This window comes from Mammaliicoccus sp. O-M54 (genome assembly GCF_022386035.1).
Classification (GTDB): domain Bacteria; phylum Bacillota; class Bacilli; order Staphylococcales; family Staphylococcaceae; genus Mammaliicoccus; species Mammaliicoccus sciuri_A.
In genome coordinates, this window is the sequence record NZ_JAJNJE010000005.1 from 184,077 (window position 1) to 199,181 (window position 15,105).

Sequence of the window (15,105 nt, forward strand, 5' to 3'; positions counted from 1 at the left end):
TTAAAAATCAAATATTGAATCTCCATTACCTATACCATCATCTGTTGTTAATTGATTTTCTGTTTTATTTACAGATGGTTCGTTACGCACTTTACCACCCATTTTTCTAATTTCTTCATCTGAAATTTGTGGTTTTGCTTTTGGTGTTGGTTTAGGTGTTGAAGAAATATTTTGTTCTACTTTAATATCGTGCGTTAAATCGTCTTCTTTATCTACCAATCCACTTAACGTATGAATGGCATGCATGTGGCGATTAAAGACTTCATTTGTTGAAGCATTGTCAGCAGCAACGAGTTCTTCTTCTATTGCAGCAATTAATTGTGATCTACTTATCATTAAATGTCACCTCCACACCAATTAATGGGTTCTTTACCACTCGCAATAAGATATTCATTCGTCTTACTAAATGGTTTAGACCCGAAGAATCCTCTATAAGCCGATAATGGACTTGGATGTACAGATTGTATAATATGATGGCGTTCTGTATCAATAAGCTTGATCTTAGATTGTGCAGGTTTACCCCAAAGTATAAACACAACATCTTCTAATTCACTGGAAACATGTTTAATAATTTCATCCGTGAATATTTCCCAGCCAATATTTTTATGTGAATGTGCTTGATGTGCTTCTACTGTTAAGACGGTGTTTAAAAGTAATACACCTTCCTTAGCCCAATCTTGCAAGTGAGGTGTCGTTCTCTTACAACCTATATCGTCTTCTAATTCTTTATAAATATTTCTTAATGAAGGTGGGAATTTTGCGTCTGGTTGTACTGAAAAAGCTAAGCCATGCGCTTGATTCGGACCATGATAAGGATCTTGACCGAGAATAACCACTTTCACACTTTCTAAAGGTGTTAAATCAAATGCTTGATAAATATTTTCTCTATCAGGATAAATCGTCTTACTTTTATATGCTTCTTCTAAAAATGACTCCATTTCAGAAAAATCATGTTCGGATTTTATTTTATGAAAAATTTGTTGCCAATCCATATTATTCACCTCAATAAAAATGATAACATAGCACTCAAGAAAAGGTCATAACTATTTTTTACAATTAAAAAACGTGATATGATGAAATATATGAATTATTGGGAGGAATCATCAATGGCATTAAAAAAAGTCTTAACAATAGCAGGATCAGACACAAGTGCTGGAGCTGGAATGCAAGCAGATTTAAAGACATTCCAAGAGCATGACACATATGGAATGGTTGCATTAACAGCAGTCGTTACAATGGACCCACAAACATGGTCACATGACGTAACACCATTACCTCTTGATTTACTAGATAAACAATTAAACACAGCTATTTCAATCGGACCAGATGCAATTAAAACAGGTATGCTTGGTTCTGAAGAAATTATTAAACGTGCACGTCAAACATATGACGAAGCAGACGCTGAAATTTTCGTAGTTGACCCTGTAATGGTATGTAAAGGTGAAGACGAAGTACTTAACCCGGGAAATACTGATGCAATGATTAAAGAACTATTACCAAAAGCAACAGTCGTTACACCAAACTTATTTGAAGCAGGTCAACTATCAGGTTTAGGTAAACTAACTTCAATTGATGATATGAAAAAAGCAGCAGAAAAAATCCACGAACTAGGTGCACAATATGTTGTCATTAAAGGTGGAAAAGCTTTAGAATCAGATAAAGCTTATGACTTATATTATGACGGACAAAAGCATGTCCTATTATCAACAGATAAATTCCAATCAAGTTATAACCACGGTGCAGGTTGTACATTCGCAGCAGCAACAACAGCTAACTTAGCAAACGGCGAATCACCAGAAGATGCGATTATACATGCAAAAGCATTCGTAGCATCAGCTATTAAAAACGGTTGGAAAATGAACGACTTCGTAGGTCCAGTAGATCACGGCGCTTCAAACCGTATCGAAAAAATAGAAGTATATACTGAAGAAGTATAATAAAAAGCTGTACGCGTGTGCGTACAGCTTCATAATGTCGACAAGGTCTTAGACTTTGTTGGCATTTTTTTGTAGTTTTAATAGGAAGTGTTAGTAACGCGAGGGTCTTGTGAACACTTCTTACCAAACTTGTTCATAACGGGGGCGTTGTGAACACTTCTGGCCAAACTTGTTCATAACTGGGGCGTTGTGAACACTTCTGCCCAAACTTGTTCATAACGGGGGCGTTGTGAACACTTCTCGCCAAACTTGTTCATAACGGGGGTGTTAATTACAAAACTCGGCCGAAGTGTTACTAAGGACGTCTATAATTACAAAAGTCGGCCAAAGTGTTACTAAGGACACCCTTAATTACAAAACTCAGCCAAAATGTTACGAACGGCCGTCTTATTTACAAAATTACTACGAAGTGTTACTATGGACAGCCTTAGTTACAAAACTCGTAACAACTGTAAACATGGCACTCACTATTTGCACTTTCTACCAAAACTGCTAATAACAGCCCCACTATTTGCACTTTCAACCAAAACTGCTAATAACAGCCCTACTATTTGCACCTTCAGCCAAAACTGCTTTTAACGATAAGAGTCCACCACATGGAATTCTCACAACCAACCCTCAAATATAAACAAAAGCCGAGACAACGTTTCTTGTCTCGGCTTCATTCAATACGATACGCACATGCGTACAGCTTTTCTATTATGATTTCATGATACTAAATTCTGCTGTGACTTTTGCCACTTCTTTGCGGTTCTTAAATAATGTCATTTGATATTGATAAAATGCATTATCTCCCTCTTTTGTTTCATTTAAACATTCTAATTCTGCGATGTAATTTTCTAACGTCATAATACGTTCTGTCTGTTCAAACTCACTTTTAATTTGTTTAAGTTTTGTATCATTTCTCATAAATGGCTTAAAACTATTAAACTCTCGAAGTACGCTTAACAAGTATTGAACTGGTACTTCTTCATAATACTGATATCCCATTATATTACAATAATCTAAAACCGCTTCATCGTTAAATGAAATGCGCATTGTTTCCAATAATTCCACCCGCCATTTCTTGAGGCTAATCTCAGTTGTAATTGTACTTTAAAGAGTATCATCATTCAAGTGAATTTTTACTACGACTTATTACTCTAAATGTCTTCTTCTTCACTTAAATACGCATTATTATCTAGTATAACTTCTACATTAGGATGATTATACAAAACAGATGCTGGTAAGTCTGTTGTAATGTCACCTGTTAATAATCGTTTAATCGCTTCTGCTTTCTTCGGTCCATAAGCTAATAGAATTATACGTTTAGCTTTCATAATAGATTGAATACCCATAGAAATGGCTTGTTCTGGTACTTCTTCAATTGTTTCAAAATATCTACTATTCGCTTCTATTGTAGACTCCGTTAAATTCACAATACTTGTCACACTATCAAATGGAGTGCCTGGTTCATTGAAACCAATATGACCATTTTCTCCAATACCAAGTATTTGAACATCTATTGGTCCTTCTTGATCTAATAAAGCTTCATAACGTTTTGTTTCTGCTTCTAAATCTTCTGCCGAACCGTTTGGTAAATGTATACGCGATTCGTTCCAAGATGGTAAATGATTAAAGAGTACGTCATGCATATATGTGTAGTAACTTTCTGGATGATCATAATCGATACCAATATATTCATCTAAATTAAATGTCGTGATTTCACTCAAATCAATTTCATTAATTCTAATCAAGTTCACAAGTTGTTCGTATACACGAACCATCGTTCCACCAGTCGCTAATCCAAGCACACTTTTTTTATTTGAAATAATTTGCTTTAATAACTCATTCGCAACATAGTGGCATGCTTCCTCTTTAGATCCTAAATTCATGATTTGCATAATTATCCCTCTATTTCTTTTATAAATCTTTTCGCTATTTCTAAAGGTCTCGTAATAGCGCCGCCAACAACTGTACAATGTACGCCTAAATCTGTTACACGTTTAAACATTTCAGGTGTAATAACGTTTCCTTCTGCGATTACTTTTGCGTTAACATTGTCTAATACTTCTTTTAAAAATTGAAAATCATTTTCGTATAATACATGACCTTTTGTATATTCTGTATAACCTCTTAAAGTTGTACCAACGTAGTCAAATCCTAATTTATCAGCCTGAATAGCTTCTTCTAAATCAGAGACATCTGCCATAATTTCAACGTTTGGTGCATGCGCTCTAATATATGAAACAAGTTCTTCAAGTGACTCTTTAGGTCTTTCTTGTTTCGTCGCATCTAACGCAATAACTTCACAACCACTTTCAATTAATTCATCGACTTCTTTTGAAGTTGCTGTGATAAATACTTTTGAACCTTCATAATCACGTTTTACAATGCCGATTACCGGTAAATCAACTTCTTCTTTAATAGCGATAATATCTTCTTTCGTATTCGCTCTAATACCTTTAGCACCTGCTTGAGATGCAGCTAACGCCATCTTACTCATAATAAAAGATGAATGTAATGGTTCCTCCGGTAAAGCCTGACATGACACGATTAATCCTTGTGGTAACATTTATAAAAACACTCCTTATTGATTTTCTAACGCTTCTTCTACTTCATTTTTTATAGTCGTAACATGCGGACCATAAATGATTTGAATACCTGTTCCTTTTTTGACGATACCTCTTGATTCTGTCGTCTTAATGAGATCTTCGTTAAACAAATGCTCATCATTAATCGTTACACGTAATCTTGTTGCGCAACAATCGACTGTATCTATGTTTTCTTTTCCACCTAAACCTTTAATAATTGTTTCGGCACGTTCACTTGCTTCAACAGTTTGAACCGCTTCATTATCTTCACGTCCTGGTGTCTTAAAGTTAAATTTCGTAATTAAAAATCTAAAAGTCACATAGTATAAGAAGAACCAAACTATACCGATAGGAATGACTAATAAATAGTTCGTCTTACTATTCCCTTGTAACACACCGAAGAGGATATAATCAATGAATCCGCCACTAAAGGTTTGACCGACAGTGATGTTAAATATGTCAGCCATCATAAATGCTAAACCATCAAATATTGCATGGATAACATATAATACTGGTGCTATGAATAAGAAACTAAATTCAAGTGGTTCAGTAATACCTGTTAAGAATGATGTTAATGCTGCAGAAAGCATTAAGCCACCTACTACTTTTTTCTTCTCTGGTTTAGCTGTGTGGTAAATTGCTAAAGCTGCACCAAGCAAACCGAACATCATTGTAATAAAACGACCAGACATGTATCTTGAAATACCTGAATAATAATGTGTTAAATCTGCATCTCCTAATTGTGCGAAGAAGATATTTTGAGTCCCTTGTATAATTTTCCCGTTGATTTCCATCGTACCACCAAGTGCAGTTTGCCAGAATGGTAAGTAGAATATATGATGTAAGCCAAATGGCCCAAGCATACGTAATATAAATCCATAAATAAACGTCCCGATGACTCCTGTTTTATTAACAAGACCACCCGCATTGAATATCCAACCTTGAATCGTTGGCCAAACAAAGAACAAAATAACACCTAGTACGATTGACGCAATTGACGTTACAATCGGTACGAATCTTGATCCACCAAAGAACCCTAAGAACGGTGGCAATGTGATTTTGTTATATTTATTGTGTAGCATGGCAGTCATAATACCGACGATAATCCCACCGAACACACCTGTTTCGACAGTTTGAATACCAAGTACCATACCTTGTCCTGCTTTAGCTAATGCTTCTGGTGCTGCAACATTATCCGTAATCGTTAATAATGCGTTCATCGTCGCATTCATAATTAAGAATCCTAACATTGCTGCTAAACCTGCTGTACCTTTATCACTTCTTGCCAAGCCTATCGCAACCCCGATTGCGAATAATACTGGTAAATTCGCAAAAACGATATTCCCCGCTGATGACATCAAAATAAATATATACTGTAATAAATCTACGTCTAAAATCGGATATGCTTTAATTGTGTTTGGATTACTTAAAGCACCACCGATACCTAATAACAACCCTGCTGCAGGTAAAATTGCTATGGGTAACATAAATGATTTCCCGAATTGCTGTGCTTTATCAAAAATTTTACTCATTCGAACACCTACCTCCCTATTTACCCTAAATATAACACCATGAAAATTATAGTCAACTTTATTATTTGTTTTGAAAAATATTTTCAATTATAATGTTATTTATTCTATAAATTGAGGTGTCCTTCATGAATTTTGAAAATCGTATTCAACAATTTTCATACCTTTTCACAAAGTCCGATGAAAAGATTGCTAGATTTATACTCGATCATCCAGTTGGTGATCATTTTTCAACAATTACTTCTTTAGCTTATGCAATTGGTGTATCAACTTCTAGCATTACAAGATTTAGTCATAAATTGAACTATCAACATTTTCAAGATATGAAGTTCAATATTCAACAAACTTATGAGAAGACGGATATTCAAAACGTTCCGCTCATTAAAAGAATCCATGAATATCATCAAACGCTTATACAACAAACTGGTGAATTTATATCTAATGATAAAATTAATCAACTGATTGATATTTTGACTAATAGTCGACAAACACTTTTTGCAGGTTTAGGGAGTTCTGGTTTAACGGCAACTGAATTCTATTATCGAACGATGAGAATGGGCATAGCTGGAAGTTCTGTAACTGATGCGCATCAAATGAAAATTGGTGCTTCGCTATTAGATAGAAATGATGCGTTAATTGCTTTTTCTAATAGTGGCAAGACAGAAGAACTGATTAATGCTGCTAAAATTGCGAAATCTCAAGGGGCAACTGTTATTGCGATTACAAACTATGCTGGCAGTGAACTGACTGCTTATTCTGACATTGTCATCATGACGATTGATCAAACGAGAGTGAACGATAAACAATTTATTAACACACAAATTTCAGCACATTTCTTGATTGATGTTGTCAGTTATATGTTGTTAGAGCGACAAGATAATATGAATCTTTATCAGCATACGAGAGATGTCATACTTCAAGACAATAAATCATAACTTGTGAGCAGAATGTATATAAATTTACTCAAGAATTTAGTAGAATAGTAAAGTATATACTATGAGGAGTGAAAGGCATGGAATTAATTCAAGTAGATCAAGTACAATCACTAATATCGGAATATGAAAATAAGCCAGTTTATCTCCATGTAGAAACAACAAATGGTGCTTATGCAAACCATTTTGATAGCAAAGTATTTAATGCTGGTACATTTTTAAGAAATATTCAAGTTACTTTTACACACGCACATTTAACGGGCGGTAATAAAGAACCTTATCGTGTTGGTTTAAAATTAGACAACAACGGTTGGGTTTATGTTCAAGGATTAACACATTATGAAGTAACTGAAAATAACGAACTATTAATAGCGGGACTAAATTACGAAGGACAACTTGCTGCAACTTTAGAAATTAGTAGCAATCCTTTCAAGGATTAAGAGGTGAATACAATGAATGACGAAAGACAAGTATTAGTTATTTTTCCACATCCAGACGACGAAGCATTTGGAACATCTGGTACATTAAGTAAGTTCGTGGACAATGGTACACCAGTAACTTACGCATGTTTAACGTTAGGACAGATGGGCCGTAACCTAGGTAACCCACCTTTTGCTACACGTGAATCTTTACCATTTATAAGAGAACGTGAATTAGATGCAGCAGCTGAAGCGATCGGTATCACGGATTTAAGAAAAATGGGCTATAGAGATAAAACAATCGAATTTGAACCTAAAGATGAATTAGATAATATGGTAAAATCATTAATAGATGAACTTAACCCATCATTGATTATTTCATTCTATCCTGGTTATTCCGTTCACCCTGACCATGAAGCAACTGCAGAATCAGTTGTAAGAACAGTCAGTCGTATGGAAGCATCAGCAAGACCTAAATTACACCTTGTGGCATTTAGTAATGACACATACAGCGATTTAGGAGAACCGGATATTAATATAGATATTACTGGATACGAAGAACGCAAGATGAAAGTCCTTAAAGCTCATGCGTCTCAAACAGGTCCAATGTTACAAAACCTTGCTTCAAATACTCAAGAAGGTGAAGCGGCTAAAGATATGTGGATGAAGACAGAACATTTCTGGACATATCATATTGAATAGATAGTGGAGGCAATGTGAATGACACAATTAGATTTATCAACACGTGAAGCGCGCTGGAAATATTTCGGTTCAGTTGACCCTATTAAAGGTACGAAGCCAACTGAAAAAGAAAAGATGCCTGATTTACAAAGCTCTAAGAAAGATTTCCTGTTCGAAATTGAACATGTTGGTATCAAGAACTTAATTTACCCTGTAAGAATTGATGATTTTCAAACAGTTGGAAACTTCGAATTTTCAACAAGTTTAAATCAAGACGAAAAAGGTATTAATATGAGCCGTATTATCGAAAGTGTTGAAAAACATTATGATAACGGTGTGAAACTAGATTTCGATCATTTAACAACATTATTAAATACACTACAAACTGCAATGATTCAAAATACTGCATCAGTAGATGTAACAGCAAAATGGTTCTTTAACCGCTTTAGCCCAGTTACAAACCAAAAGGCAGTCGGTCATGCAGATATTAGATATATCTTATCCGTTTCAGAAGATAAAATAACAAAGAAATCTTTAGGTATAGAAGTACCTGTAACAACGTTATGCCCATGTTCTAAAGAAATTAGTGAATACTCAGCTCATAATCAGCGTGGTATTATCACAGTCCTAATTGATTTAGATCCAGAAGTAAGCCTACCAGATAACTACAAAGATATTGTATTAGACGGTATGGAGGCTAACGCAAGTTCAATGTTATACCCAATCTTGAAACGAACAGACGAAAAAGCCGTTACAGAAAGAGCATATGAGAATCCAAGATTTGTAGAAGATTTAATTAGATTAGTAGCAGCTGATTTAGTAGAATTAGAATGGATTCAAGGATTCGAGATCGAATGCCGAAATGAAGAATCTATACATCAACACGACGCATTCGCAAGATTAAAATATACTAAGTAATTTAAATAGAGAACGGACCGACGTAGAACAGTCGGTCCGTTTTTTTGTTTGTGGATACGGGAGGGCTATTGGTTGATCTTCATGAAAGCAGTACAGCCATACTTATCTAATGACAATAACTCATTCTTTTCATAAAAATTGATAGTCTTTTCTGATGTATCCGTCATTAATACAACTTGTCTGACATGATTAAATCGTTCTTTAATCATATTTAAAAGTTTGCTACCTATTCCATTACCTTGATAATCAGGATCTATAAGAATATCTTGTACATATGCAATTGAATGGTCATCACTAATAACTCTAGTCAATCCAACTAAATGATCATTATCCCATACAGTTACAAAGTAACATGCATTTTTTAAAAGCACAGTCATATCTTCATTATTCTTTACATATACATCCCAACCGACACTTAAATATAACTTTTGTAAATCTTCATTGCCAGGTATTCTCTTTATTGAATATTCCATAGTAATACCTCCTATTAATGCTTGATCATCAAGTTATCAAAATCACTTATTATTGCATTAAGGTAATTATACATTATTATGGTGGATTGTGATGTTATATGGGGTGGTAGGCTCGTTTTCGGGTCGATAAATTTTTTTATCGGTCCATATTTCCTGTTTCTGGACCGATAATTTTTCGTATCGGTCCATATTTCCCACTCCCATCCCGACATTTCCACCTTTCTCTATAAAGAAAAGAGCAACAGCCTAAGCTGTTGCTCTCCTCTTATTATGAATTTACTTCTTCTGTTTCAATCCATGGGTTATTTTGTATTAATTTTGTGATTTGTTCTGTAAATAATTTAACGCGTAATTTAATATCATCTACATCTACATAATATGTGCCGTCTTCTGTTTTACCATAGTCTGCATCTTGTGTTGAGATTTGAACTGGCACAGCAATACCTAATAAGTTTCTCATAATAATACGTAAATGTGATAATGGTTCTGTACTGCGCATACCACCACTGTTACATATTAAGCCAACTGGTTTCATTTTAAATTGATCCATCGTTAAATGATCTAATGCATTTTTCAGTATACCTGAATATGAACCGTGATAATTTGGTGTACCGATAATAATTGCATCGGCTTCTTCAGCTTTCTCACGTAATTCATTTACATTATCTTTAACGCGTTCGTCATTTAAATGCTTGCCTGATACATCTAAAAACGGTATTGGTTTATCATATAAATCAAACAATGTTACTTCTGCACCTTGTTCTTCTAAATTACCTCGAACAAATTGTGCTAGTGCATGTGTATGTGAATATTGTTTTGCGCTACCTACAATAAGTAATACTTTCAATGTTGTCACCTCAAAATTTTAATGATTATCATTACCGACCATTATAACATACAAAAAAAGTATGAATTTAAATTTATAGAAAAATCATTCTTTTGGACGATGTTTTAGCGGTCATAATCTTTGAGTGCATGTATAATCGCTTTACCTACGCCACTGTGTTCATTAGTGTCTGTAACATAATCTGCTATCTCTTTAACTTCGGGCGCACCATTTTCCATGGCAACTGCATAGCCTGCTTTTTCTAACATAGAAACGTCATTTAAATTATCACCAATTGCCATTACATCTGACATTGGGATGTTTAATTGATTTGCGATTTCTTCTAAAGCGATACCTTTTTGAGCATCTGAATGTGTAATTTCGATATTCCCTCTTGATGATGAAGATACAGCTAAACTTTTTGATTCAGAAATTTCAGCTTTGGCTCTATCAATTTTAGATAAGTCACTCGCGAATGCTAATATTTTCAAAATGATTTCGCCTGGTCTATTTTCGATTTCATCGTAGCTATCAACCGTTTTTAAAGTACCGTTGTCAATTCTACTTTGAATGTTGGCACGAATTTTTTTAACATCTGCTTTTTGACCTGCTTTTTCAGCGATATCAACGTAGATTTCTAAATCTTTTTCTGGGTCTTCTGTATATATACCGAAGTTTGTATATACTTGATAATAAATATCTTCTTTATTTAAGACGCCTGTGATTTTGTTGATTAATGGACGTGTTAATTTAGATGTATGAACGATGTTGAATTCTTCATCTCTTACTTCTGCACCATTCAAACAAATATATGGTAATGTTAAATCTGTTTTTTCAATTGGACTGTTTGCTTCATAAAATGCTCTACCCGTAGCTATAACGACAGTTATCCCTTTAGATTGTGCATACTTTATTGCTTCATAATTTTCATTAGAAACTTCATGTGCAGCGTTTAATAAAGTACCATCCATATCTGTTGCGATTAACTTAATCATGAAAGTAACCTCTTTTCTTTATATTCAACATAAATTTTAACAAATAACCGTAATAATCTCTATGAATCTGTATTATTCTGCTTAATTTGTTTTTTTAAAATCCTTTTTTCCTTAAAAAATGTTCGTAACATGTCACCACATTCTTGTTCGAGTATCCCTCTTTCAACTGTAGCCCGATGATTGAATCGTGTATCTTCTATTAAATTCATTAAGCTACCACTACAACCGCCTTTTAAATCTGTCGCGCCGTATACGACATGAGGAATTCTACTCATAACAATAGCGCCTGAACACATCACACAAGGCTCTAACGTAGCATATAATGTTGTCTCTTCAAGACGCCATGAATTAAGGTGCTTGGCCGCTTCTTGTATCGCAATCATCTCAGCGTGCGCTACAGGACTTTGATCATGTTCTCTTAAATTATGCCCTCTGCCAATTACTTCATCTTTATAAACAATTATTGCGCCAATCGGTACTTCATCCATTGCCCAAGCTTTTTTTGCTTCTTCAATTGCAAGTTTCATATATTTTTCATGCACGTCACATTTCACTCCGTTTAATTTGTGATAGAATAGGTATGTCTATTTTAACATCTGGAGAGATATATATGAAAAAAACCTTTATCGCAATTGAAGGACCAATCGGCGTCGGGAAAAGCTCTTTAACGAAAAAGCTTGCTGAAGCGCTCCATTACACTGAAGAATTTGAAATTGTTGATGAGAATCCATATTTAAGTGATTTTTATGACGATATTTCTAAATGGAGCTTTCAAACCGAAATGTTCTTCTTGTGTCATCGTTACAAACAGTTAACCGATTTAGAAAATATTAATGGTATTGTGAGCGACTATCATATCTTTAAAAATAAGATTTTCGCTAAAAACACATTAAATGAAACTGAATTTGATAAATTTAGTAGAATTTATGATATCTTAACTGAAGATATTCGCATGCCTGACCAAATTATCTTTCTCGATGCATCCCTCGAAGTACTTCAACAACGAATTGCCCATCGAAATAGATCGTACGAAACTCAAATTGAAAATGATTATTTAGCTCAACTTAAACGTGACTATAATCAATTTTATGAAGAAGTAAAAAACGAAATTGATGCTATTCAAATCGATACTTCTCATTTAGATTTCGTGAATAACACCGCAGATTATCAACAAGTCTTAAACTTATTACAACCTTTGATTGGAGAGATTATACATGACAAATAAAGTCATACCAAATGATGCTATCATCACAATTGCTGGTACTGTTGGTGTTGGAAAATCATCTTTAACACAAGCACTTAGCGAACGACTAAACTTCAAGACTTCTTTTGAAAAAGTCGATAACAACCCTTATTTAGAAAAATTTTATCACGACTTTGAACGTTGGAGCTTCCATCTACAAATTTACTTTTTAGCAGAACGCTTTAAAGAACAAAAGAGAATGTTCGAATATGGTGGCGGATTTATTCAAGACCGTTCAATATATGAAGACGTTGATATATTTGCTAAAATGCACGAAGAACAAGGCACAATGACTGAAGAAGATTATGCGACGTATAGAGAATTATTTGAAGCAATGGTTATGACACCTTACTTCCCTAAACCAGACGCATTAATCTATTTAGAATGTGACTATAACGACGTCATTCAACGTATCCAAAGACGTGGACGTCAAATGGAAATCGAAACAGATGAAGCATATTGGAAAAAATTATTCTCACGTTACGATAATTGGATTAACAACTTTACAGAATGTCCAGTTGTACGTGTAAATATTAACGACTATGACTTATATGAAGATCCAGATTCCATTAACCATATTATAGATAAAATTGCGCATGTGATTGAAACACACCGTTCAATCGATACACGCGTGAAATAATAAAAAGGCCATAAACATGCTGTTATAAGCATATTTATGGCCATTTATTTTATTTACTCCATTCCGCTTCTTGTGCGTAAAATTCATTAATATCTTGATAAATAAAGTCTGCATCTGATAAATCTTCTTTATTACCTGTACCGCTCAGAACGCCAATAACTTTCTTGAAGTGTGCATTCTTACCCATTTGTATGTCTGTTGGTGTATCGCCTATAATCACAATTTCGTCTGGTGATACGTTCCATTTTTCATAAAAGTCTTCTACCATTTTTGGATTTGGCTTTTGGTAACCGTTAATAGATGCAGTTATTTTTTCATCTATTAAATGACCTACACCTGCATCTTGAATAAATCGATTTGTCCCGTCGATATCATCACTTGTTATAATTGCGATTTGGTATGATTTCTCTTTAAATGCGGTTAATGTTTCTACCATTCCTTCTATAACGATCGTTTCTGGTTCGTACTCTGCGATTAAATCTTTGCTTAATTGTACTGTCCAGTCTTCAATTTCTTTTGGATCAGCATTTTCTTCAAATTGTGTAAACACACGTACGATATCAGCTAATGTTCCTGATGCTAATATACCACTTGATAGAAATTGTCCGTCTACATATCCTAACGCTTCTTGTAATGCTTGTTTCTGCTCTATATGATATTTCTCAACAAAACGATCGATCATCACAAGTGATATTTCAGACCATGTTTCATCAAACTTAAGCAATGTCCCATCTTTATCAAATAATAACCATTTAATCATCACTTTACTCCTTTAAAAAAGAGCCTGCTACAGATACTGTCTCAGACTCTTTTCTTATTATTGAATTTATTTACACAATTTCAATGTGGCTTTCTTGTCCTACAACAACTCTCCAACCATGTTTATCTTCTTTCTTACCTGTTTGGATTGCTGTATATTCATCAAATAACGTTTGAGTAACCGGACCGATTTCATTATTATTAATTGTAATTTCAGCTTCTTCGTATTTTAGGAATCCTACTGGAGAAATAACGGCTGCAGTTCCTGTCCCGAAAATTTCTGTTAAACGACCGTCATGATGAGCATTTATAATATCATCAATAGATAATCGTTTCTCTTCAGTTTCATAACCTAACTCTCGAGCAAGTTCGAGAACTGTTTTACGCGTAATACCTGGTAAAATACTACCATTCAACTCAGGTGTCACAACTTTACCATCGATGACGAAGAATATATTCATACTTCCGACTTCTTCGATGTATTTTTGTTCAACGCCGTCTAACCATAATACTTGATCAAATCCTAGTTCATTAGCACGTGTTTGCGCGATTAAACTTGCTGCGTAGTTACCACCACATTTAGCAAATCCAACGCCACCTCTTACAGCACGTACATATTCATCTTCAACATATATACTTGTTGGTTTCATTTGATCATCACCGTAATAAGCGCCTACTGGAGAAAGTATTACTAAAAATTCGTAGTCCGTAGAAGAACGCACACCTAAGTATGGTTCAGTTGCATATACAAATGGTCTAACATATAAAGATTGACCTTCTCCACTTGGAATCCAATCGCGCTCTAAATCAATAAGTTGAATTAAACCGTTCAACACTTTTTCTTCATCGATTTGAGGCATTTCAAGTCTTTTTAAAGATAAATTAATTCGCTTGAAATTTTGGTCAGGTCTGAATAACGTAACTTCATCACCATCTTTATATGCTTTCATTCCTTCGAACACTGTTTGTCCATAATGAAGCCCTTGCGCACTTGGTGACAACGTAATCGGCCCATATGGAATTATTTTAGGCTCTGACCAGCCTTCACCCTGTTTATATGACATAGATAGCATATAATCAGTAAAGATTTCGCCAAAGACCAAATTTGAAAAATCCGGTTTCTCTTTAAGCTGTTCACGCTTTTCTACGTAAAATGTTTCTGTCATAATGATTCCTCCTA

19 protein-coding genes are annotated in these 15,105 nt (G+C 34.5%); 7 read left to right on the plus strand and 12 right to left on the minus strand.

Annotation, left to right across the window (positions count from 1 at the left end; genetic code table 11):
* Together LQ673_RS10300 and LQ673_RS10305 are read right to left on the minus strand one after the other, a co-directional pair.
* On the minus strand, nucleotides 1-336 hold the full coding sequence (locus LQ673_RS10300; protein WP_107565237.1) for a DUF5327 family protein: 336 nt from the start codon (nucleotides 334-336) through the stop codon (nucleotides 1-3).
* Nucleotides 336-992 carry a uracil-DNA glycosylase gene (locus tag LQ673_RS10305; protein WP_204171096.1) on the minus strand — a complete coding sequence of 219 codons (657 nt, stop codon included), beginning with the start codon at nucleotides 990-992 and terminating at the stop codon, nucleotides 336-338. Before LQ673_RS10305 ends, LQ673_RS10300 begins: the two co-directional genes overlap by 1 nt.
* Nucleotides 993-1,106: 114 nt before the next feature.
* On the opposite strand from LQ673_RS10305, the gene thiD reads away from it, so the two are divergent.
* Complete coding sequence (gene thiD, locus LQ673_RS10310) at nucleotides 1,107-1,937, plus strand: bifunctional hydroxymethylpyrimidine kinase/phosphomethylpyrimidine kinase (RefSeq protein WP_025904890.1); 831 nt, start codon at nucleotides 1,107-1,109, stop codon at nucleotides 1,935-1,937.
* Nucleotides 1,938-2,636: 699 nt separating this feature from the next.
* Here the strand turns inward: thiD and LQ673_RS10315 are convergent.
* The 4 genes from LQ673_RS10315 to LQ673_RS10330 all read right to left on the minus strand — a co-directional run bounded on the left by LQ673_RS10315 (nucleotide 2,637) and on the right by LQ673_RS10330 (nucleotide 6,042).
* Nucleotides 2,637-2,975, minus strand: a complete 339-nt coding sequence (locus tag LQ673_RS10315) for a hypothetical protein (RefSeq protein WP_228065195.1) — start codon at nucleotides 2,973-2,975, stop codon at nucleotides 2,637-2,639.
* A gap of 104 nt (nucleotides 2,976-3,079) precedes the next feature.
* Complete coding sequence (gene nagB / locus LQ673_RS10320) at nucleotides 3,080-3,820, minus strand: glucosamine-6-phosphate deaminase (protein WP_037589941.1); 741 nt, start codon at nucleotides 3,818-3,820, stop codon at nucleotides 3,080-3,082.
* Between the two features lie 2 nt (nucleotides 3,821-3,822).
* A complete protein-coding gene (locus LQ673_RS10325) occupies nucleotides 3,823-4,491 on the minus strand; it encodes an N-acetylmannosamine-6-phosphate 2-epimerase (RefSeq protein ID WP_191836252.1) in 669 nt (222 codons plus the stop codon).
* A gap of 15 nt (nucleotides 4,492-4,506) precedes the next feature.
* Nucleotides 4,507-6,042, minus strand: a complete 1,536-nt coding sequence (locus LQ673_RS10330; protein WP_037589938.1) for a PTS transporter subunit EIIC — start codon at nucleotides 6,040-6,042, stop codon at nucleotides 4,507-4,509.
* A gap of 125 nt (nucleotides 6,043-6,167) precedes the next feature.
* Here LQ673_RS10330 and LQ673_RS10335 point away from each other — a divergent pair, with 125 nt between their 5' ends.
* From LQ673_RS10335 to folE2, 4 genes are all read left to right on the plus strand, one after another.
* Nucleotides 6,168-6,974: a MurR/RpiR family transcriptional regulator gene (locus LQ673_RS10335; RefSeq protein ID WP_037589937.1), complete on the plus strand. Its 807-nt coding sequence runs from the start codon at nucleotides 6,168-6,170 to the stop codon at nucleotides 6,972-6,974.
* Nucleotides 6,975-7,051: 77 nt separating this feature from the next.
* Nucleotides 7,052-7,411 (plus strand): YojF family protein, encoded by a 360-nt coding sequence (locus LQ673_RS10340; RefSeq protein ID WP_025904884.1) that lies wholly within the window; start codon nucleotides 7,052-7,054, stop codon nucleotides 7,409-7,411.
* Nucleotides 7,412-7,423: 12 nt separating this feature from the next.
* A complete protein-coding gene (gene bshB2, locus LQ673_RS10345; RefSeq protein ID WP_037589936.1) occupies nucleotides 7,424-8,092 on the plus strand; it encodes a bacillithiol biosynthesis deacetylase BshB2 in 669 nt (222 codons plus the stop codon).
* Between the two features lie 18 nt (nucleotides 8,093-8,110).
* Nucleotides 8,111-8,989, plus strand: coding sequence for a GTP cyclohydrolase FolE2 (gene folE2, locus LQ673_RS10350; RefSeq protein WP_048541390.1), 879 nt, complete (start codon nucleotides 8,111-8,113; stop codon nucleotides 8,987-8,989).
* A 65-nt stretch (nucleotides 8,990-9,054) separates the two neighbouring features.
* Here the strand turns inward: folE2 and LQ673_RS10355 are convergent, their stop codons facing one another.
* The 4 genes from LQ673_RS10355 to tadA all read right to left on the minus strand — a co-directional run bounded on the left by LQ673_RS10355 (nucleotide 9,055) and on the right by tadA (nucleotide 11,810).
* Nucleotides 9,055-9,462: a GNAT family N-acetyltransferase gene (locus LQ673_RS10355; protein WP_191836251.1), complete on the minus strand. Its 408-nt coding sequence runs from the start codon at nucleotides 9,460-9,462 to the stop codon at nucleotides 9,055-9,057.
* A gap of 268 nt (nucleotides 9,463-9,730) precedes the next feature.
* The gene (locus LQ673_RS10360) at nucleotides 9,731-10,309 is read right to left on the minus strand and encodes an NADPH-dependent FMN reductase (RefSeq protein WP_037589932.1); all 579 of its coding nucleotides are present in this window, start codon (nucleotides 10,307-10,309) and stop codon (nucleotides 9,731-9,733) included.
* Between the two features lie 104 nt (nucleotides 10,310-10,413).
* Complete coding sequence (locus LQ673_RS10365; RefSeq protein WP_107576865.1) at nucleotides 10,414-11,283, minus strand: Cof-type HAD-IIB family hydrolase; 870 nt, start codon at nucleotides 11,281-11,283, stop codon at nucleotides 10,414-10,416.
* Between the two features lie 59 nt (nucleotides 11,284-11,342).
* Complete coding sequence (gene tadA, locus LQ673_RS10370; protein WP_107617734.1) at nucleotides 11,343-11,810, minus strand: tRNA adenosine(34) deaminase TadA; 468 nt, start codon at nucleotides 11,808-11,810, stop codon at nucleotides 11,343-11,345.
* 83 nt (nucleotides 11,811-11,893) lie between these two features.
* Here tadA and LQ673_RS10375 point away from each other — a divergent pair, with 83 nt between their 5' ends.
* Together LQ673_RS10375 and LQ673_RS10380 are read left to right on the plus strand one after the other, a co-directional pair.
* Entirely contained in the window at nucleotides 11,894-12,508 is a 615-nt protein-coding gene (locus LQ673_RS10375) for a deoxynucleoside kinase (protein WP_037589930.1), read from the plus strand.
* Complete coding sequence (locus LQ673_RS10380) at nucleotides 12,498-13,166, plus strand: deoxynucleoside kinase (protein WP_025904877.1); 669 nt, start codon at nucleotides 12,498-12,500, stop codon at nucleotides 13,164-13,166. The genes LQ673_RS10375 and LQ673_RS10380 overlap by 11 nt, the downstream gene beginning before the upstream one ends.
* A gap of 49 nt (nucleotides 13,167-13,215) precedes the next feature.
* Here LQ673_RS10380 and LQ673_RS10385 read toward each other — a convergent pair whose 3' ends face one another.
* Nucleotides 13,216-13,926, minus strand: a complete 711-nt coding sequence (locus tag LQ673_RS10385; RefSeq protein WP_191836250.1) for an HAD family hydrolase — start codon at nucleotides 13,924-13,926, stop codon at nucleotides 13,216-13,218.
* Nucleotides 13,927-13,996: 70 nt separating this feature from the next.
* Nucleotides 13,997-15,091, minus strand: coding sequence for a branched-chain amino acid aminotransferase (locus LQ673_RS10390; RefSeq protein WP_025904875.1), 1,095 nt, complete (start codon nucleotides 15,089-15,091; stop codon nucleotides 13,997-13,999).
* Nucleotides 15,092-15,105 lie beyond the last annotated feature (14 nt).

Excerpts from the sequence above, each read along its gene's own strand:
- tadA (WP_107617734.1), bottom strand. The coding sequence starts at position 11,810 with ATGAAACTTGCAATTGAAGAAGCAAAAAAAGCTTGGGCAATGGATGAA.
- LQ673_RS10300 (WP_107565237.1), bottom strand. The coding sequence starts at position 336 with ATGATAAGTAGATCACAATTAATTGCTGCAATAGAAGAAGAACTCGTT.
- LQ673_RS10315 (WP_228065195.1), bottom strand. The coding sequence starts at position 2,975 with ATGCGCATTTCATTTAACGATGAAGCGGTTTTAGATTATTGTAATATA.
- LQ673_RS10390 (WP_025904875.1), bottom strand. The coding sequence starts at position 15,091 with ATGACAGAAACATTTTACGTAGAAAAGCGTGAACAGCTTAAAGAGAAA.
- LQ673_RS10355 (WP_191836251.1), bottom strand. The coding sequence starts at position 9,462 with ATGGAATATTCAATAAAGAGAATACCTGGCAATGAAGATTTACAAAAG.
- thiD (WP_025904890.1), top strand. The coding sequence starts at position 1,107 with ATGGCATTAAAAAAAGTCTTAACAATAGCAGGATCAGACACAAGTGCT.
- LQ673_RS10325 (WP_191836252.1), bottom strand. The coding sequence starts at position 4,491 with ATGTTACCACAAGGATTAATCGTGTCATGTCAGGCTTTACCGGAGGAA.
- LQ673_RS10335 (WP_037589937.1), top strand. The coding sequence starts at position 6,168 with ATGAATTTTGAAAATCGTATTCAACAATTTTCATACCTTTTCACAAAG.
- LQ673_RS10380 (WP_025904877.1), top strand. The coding sequence starts at position 12,498 with ATGACAAATAAAGTCATACCAAATGATGCTATCATCACAATTGCTGGT.
- bshB2 (WP_037589936.1), top strand. The coding sequence starts at position 7,424 with ATGAATGACGAAAGACAAGTATTAGTTATTTTTCCACATCCAGACGAC.
- folE2 (WP_048541390.1), top strand. The coding sequence starts at position 8,111 with ATGACACAATTAGATTTATCAACACGTGAAGCGCGCTGGAAATATTTC.
- nagB (WP_037589941.1), bottom strand. The coding sequence starts at position 3,820 with ATGCAAATCATGAATTTAGGATCTAAAGAGGAAGCATGCCACTATGTT.
- LQ673_RS10375 (WP_037589930.1), top strand. The coding sequence starts at position 11,894 with ATGAAAAAAACCTTTATCGCAATTGAAGGACCAATCGGCGTCGGGAAA.
- LQ673_RS10365 (WP_107576865.1), bottom strand. The coding sequence starts at position 11,283 with ATGATTAAGTTAATCGCAACAGATATGGATGGTACTTTATTAAACGCT.
- LQ673_RS10340 (WP_025904884.1), top strand. The coding sequence starts at position 7,052 with ATGGAATTAATTCAAGTAGATCAAGTACAATCACTAATATCGGAATAT.
- LQ673_RS10330 (WP_037589938.1), bottom strand. The coding sequence starts at position 6,042 with ATGAGTAAAATTTTTGATAAAGCACAGCAATTCGGGAAATCATTTATG.
- LQ673_RS10305 (WP_204171096.1), bottom strand. The coding sequence starts at position 992 with ATGGATTGGCAACAAATTTTTCATAAAATAAAATCCGAACATGATTTT.
- LQ673_RS10385 (WP_191836250.1), bottom strand. The coding sequence starts at position 13,926 with ATGATTAAATGGTTATTATTTGATAAAGATGGGACATTGCTTAAGTTT.